This is a genomic window from Streptomyces zinciresistens K42 (genome assembly GCF_000225525.1).
GTDB lineage: Bacteria > Actinomycetota > Actinomycetes > Streptomycetales > Streptomycetaceae > Streptomyces > Streptomyces zinciresistens.
In genome coordinates this window covers 1-4384 of sequence record NZ_AGBF01000331.1, presented here as the reverse complement: position 1 = coordinate 4384, position 4384 = coordinate 1, and the positions used below count along the sequence as shown (strand labels likewise).

At 76.0% G+C, this 4384-nt stretch carries 3 protein-coding genes; all 3 read left to right on the top strand.

Going from position 1 to position 4384, the window contains the following annotated elements:
• Positions 1-218 precede the first annotated feature (218 nt).
• Positions 219-1385, top strand: a complete 1167-nt coding sequence (locus tag SZN_RS35675; protein ID WP_007505130.1) for a 4-hydroxybenzoate 3-monooxygenase — start codon at positions 219-221, stop codon at positions 1383-1385.
• Positions 1386-1627: 242 nt separating this feature from the next.
• Entirely contained in the window at positions 1628-3331 is a 1704-nt protein-coding gene (locus SZN_RS35670) for a methyltransferase (protein WP_007505128.1), read from the top strand.
• 132 nt (positions 3332-3463) lie between these two features.
• Positions 3464-4384 (top strand): serine/threonine-protein kinase (locus SZN_RS35665; protein ID WP_007505126.1); only part of this gene is annotated, 921 nt, incomplete at its 3' end.

The following is a 4384-nucleotide window of genomic DNA, read 5'->3' as shown; positions in this document are numbered from 1 at the left end:
CCCCCACCCACCCCCCCCACCCCATCCCGGCCGCGGACCTCTCCCGCAGAACCCCCGGCGCCCCCGTACTTCCGCCCAGGTCAGCGCGCTTGCCGGGGCTCGCGCCCCGGCGTGCTGCTACCGCACTCCCCGTTCAGGTGATTTCGGCACAGGAGGGCACTTGACGGGACCTACTATCCCGTCTCGTGACAGACAGGCAGACCCGCAGAGCATCCGACGTGGTCATCCTCGGTGCCGGACCGGCCGGGCTCGTGCTGGGCAATCTTCTGCGGGACCGCGGGATCGACTGCGTCATCCTGGAGCGGGCCGAGCGCGCGCACGTCCAGACCCGGGCGCGCGCCGGGTTCCTGGCCGCCGCCACCGTACGGACCCTGGAGGCGCACGGGCTGGCCGAGGGGCTGCGCCGGGGCGGGCGGACGCACAGCACGTGCGAGTTCCGTACCGAGGACGGCCGCTTCCGGCTGGACTACAGCGGGCTCGGGCGCGGTGAGCGGCACACCGTCTATCCGCAACAGAGCCTGGTCACGGACCTGTTGACCCGCTTTCTGGCCCGCGGCGGCCGTATCGACTTCGCCACCGAGGCGATCGCCGTCCAGGACGCCGACGGCGACCGGCCTTCGGTGACGGTGCGCGAGGCGGACGGGCGGCCCGGCCGGTGGCACGCCCGGTACGTGGCCGGCTGCGACGGGCGGTACGGTGCGGCCAGGCGCTCGCTGCCGCCCGGCTCGGTGCGCCGGTACCACTGCGACCACGACGTGACCTGGCTCGGACTGCTCGCCGAGGCGCCGCCGAGCCTGGACGCCGTCGGGTACGCGGTGCACGGGCGGGGCTTCGCCGGGCACATGGCGCGGACCAGCGACGTCACCCGCTACTACCTCCAGTACGAGCGCGGCACCGCCGCCGACGCCTGGTCCGAGGAGCGGATCTGGGACGAGCTTGAGCTGCGGATGCGGGCCGCGCGGTACGGCCCGCTGCGCCGCGGCCGCATCGTCCGGCGCGCCGTGGTCGACCTGGAGTCCGACGTGCTCGAACCGCTGCGCCACGGCGCGCTGTTCCTCGTGGGCGACGCCGCCGGGCTCATCAGCCCGGCCGCGGCGAAGGGCGCCAACCTCGCGGTCCTGGAGGCGTCCATCCTCGCCCAGGCCCTCGCCGACGACCTCCGCCACGACGACCGCGCCGGACTCGACGCCTACTCCGCGCGGTGCCTCGCGTACATCTGGCGGGCCCAGGAGTTCTCGCACTGGATGATCCGGTTGCTGCACGGCCCCTCCGGAGCGGACCCCGCCGCGCCCTTCCACGAATCCCTGCGGCGCTCGCGCCTCGGCTCGCTGCGTACGTCGCGCAGCCGGCAGGACTGGTTCGCCGAGCACTACGTCGGGGTGTGAGCCCCGGTCCCGCGAGCCCACCCCGCCGGTCTCCCGCCGAGCCCCGCCTCCTGTGGGCCGCCCCCGCCTCCCGCCCCTCCCGCGAGCTCTGCCCCCTTGGGCGCCGCCCCGCCTTCCGCCCCTTCCGCCCCTCCCGCGAGCCCTGCCCCCTTGGGCGCCCCCCGCCTCCCGCCCCTCCCGCCCCTCCCGCCCCTCCCGCCCCTCCCGCGCCATCCGCACCCCCCCGAATGAGGATCCCCGCAATGATCACGACGTTGTCGGGCGACACGTCCCGCCTGCTCGCGACGGTCGACTTCGTCAAGGAGCAGAGCACCGCCGCACTGCTCCCGCTCCTGTTCCCCGGGCTCGACGGCCCCGAGCTGCGCACGCTCACCGAGCGCTGCCGCTTCTCGCACGCCGCGCTGCTCGTCTTCCCGTCCGGCGAGGCGGAGTTGCGCGCCCTGCTCGCCGACTGCGGGCTCACCGCCGCACTGCCGCCGCGGCCGAGCGTCGTCGTGCGCGAGCGCCTGGCCGTACGGCACCGGCGGCCCGCCGCCGAGCTGGACGTCGGCATCCTGCGCCCCGCGGTGGCCGGCGCGGACGGCGAGCCCCGGGCGGTCGAGGTGTTCGCGCTGACCGTGCCGCCGGGGTCCGGCCTGGAGGGGATCGCGGCGTACGAGCGGGAGCGGCAGCACGAGACGCACGTGGCGTTCGACGTCCCGGAGCCCGACCCGCTGCTGCTGCGCGGGCTGTGCGCGACCCTCGCGCGCCACGGGGCCGCCCCGGACGGCGGCGGCTACAACGCCCACGAGAACGGCACGGTCTTCTACTTCACCGCGCCGGAGGAGGCCGAGGCGGCCCACCGGCGCGTGGAGCTGTACGTCCCCGGCGATCACCGCGACCTCCTGGCCGCGCACCTCGGCGACCCTCGCGCACGGCAACCCGCCGAAACGCTCCTGCGCCTGCTGACCGGGGCCTGGACGACCCAGGCGCTGGCCGCGTTCACCGAACTCGGGGTGCCCGACGCCATGGACGCCGAGCGCGGGACGGGCGTCGCGGACCTGGCGCGCGCGGTCGGCGCGCGACCGCGTGAGCTGGAGACCCTGCTGCGGTATCTCGTGATGCTGGGCGCGGTGGCGCAGGGCCGCGACGGCTACCGGCTCACCGCGCTCGGCGCCCTGCTGCGCACCGGCGCGGCGGGGTCGATGCGGGCGCTGGCGCTGATGTACGGCGGGCCCTTCTACCGGTCGTTCGCGGAACTCGGGCACACCGTGCGCACCGGCCAGGTCGGCTTCGAGCACCTCTTCGGCGAGAACCACTTCGACCACTTCGCCCGCGACCCCCGTCTCGCGGCCCTCTTCGACGCGTCCATGGCCGCCGGGTCCGCCATGTTCGACCCGGTGCCCGCGCATCCCGTGCTCACCGCCGCCGCCGCGGCGCCGGCCGGGGCCACCGTGGTCGACGTCGCGGGCGGCAACGGCGAACTGCTCGGCCGCATCCTCACCGCGCACCCCCGGCTGAGCGGAGTCCTGCTGGAGCGCCCGCACGCCGTCGAAGCCGCCCGCGCCCGGCTGGAGCGGGCCGGCCACGGCACGCGGTGCGCCTTCCGGGCCGGTGACTTCGCGGACGTCCCCGAGGGCGGCGACGTCTACGTCCTGTCCCGCGTCCTGCACGACTGGGACGACGCGCGCTGCCGCGAGATCCTGCGCCACTGCGCCCGCGCGATGCCCGACGGCGCCGACCTGCTCGTCGTCGAACGGGTCCTGCCCCGCGACGGATCGGCCTCCCTGGCCACCGCCTGGGATCTGCACATGATGTGCAACGTCGGCGGGCGCGAGCGCCGGGCCGACCACTACGCCCGGCTGTTCGCAGACGCCGGACTCGCCCTGGTGGACCTGACGCCCCTGCCGCTGGAAGGCCATGTGCTGCACGTCAGGAGGACGGGGCCGGGGCCGGAGCCGGTGTGAGGGGCGCCCCCGCCCGGCGTACGCGGAGTACGCGGGGCGCCCCGCCCGCCGAGGGTGCCCCTCAGGCGCGGCGGAGGGCAGGCCCTACGCTGAGGCCGTGAGACGGACGGGCGGTGGGAAGGTAGGTCGGCGATGACGCCCCTGAACACCGGGGACCCGGAGTCCATCGGCGGGTACACGCTGCTCGGGCGGCTCGGCGCGGGCGGCATGGGCGTCGTCTACCTCGGGGTCTCCGACTCCGGTCGGCAGGTCGCGGTCAAGCTCGTGCGCGGCTCGTACGCGCGGGAGGAGGAGTTCCGCACCCGCTTCCGGCAGGAGATCGCGGCGGCGCGGCGGGTGAGCGGCGCCTTCACCGCGCCGGTCGTGGACGCCGATCCCGACGCCGACCTGCCCTGGATGGCGACACTCCACGTGCCGGGGCCCACGCTCGCCGAAGTCGTCGAGAAGGACGGCCCGTTGGGCGGCCGGGAACTGCGCACGCTGGGGCTGGGACTGGCCGAGGCGCTGCGGGAGATCCACCGGGCGGGCCTGGTGCACCGGGACCTCAAGCCGGGCAACGTCCTCATGACCGAGGACGGCCCCCGCGTCATCGACTTCGGCATATCGCGCGCCTCCGACCACCAGAGCCTCACCGTGACCGGCCGCATCATCGGCACCCCGCCCTTCATGTCCCCGGAGCAACTGGCCTCCCCCCGCGACGTCACCCCGTCCTCGGACGTGTTCTCGCTGGGCTCGCTGATGGTGTTCGCGGCGGTCGGCGCGGGTCCGTTCGACGCCGACAGCCCCTACATGACCGGCTACCAGGTCCTGCACGAGCCGCCGGACCTCAGCGGGGTGCCCGCCCCGCTCCGGGACGTCGTCGAGCGCTGCCTGGACAAGGACCCGGACGCCCGGCCGGACCTGGCGGACCTGCACCGCGCGCTGCGGGCGCTGCCGGAGTCCGGCACCGCGGCGGCGCGGCGGACGCCCGGCGCGGCCACTCTCCCGAGGGCCGGCGGGCCCGCGAAACCCCGTCCGCGGCCCGGCAGTTGGGGCACGGCCACCGCCGCGGGC

Excerpts from the sequence above, each read along its gene's own strand:
- SZN_RS35670 (WP_007505128.1), top strand. The coding sequence starts at position 1,628 with ATGATCACGACGTTGTCGGGCGACACGTCCCGCCTGCTCGCGACGGTC.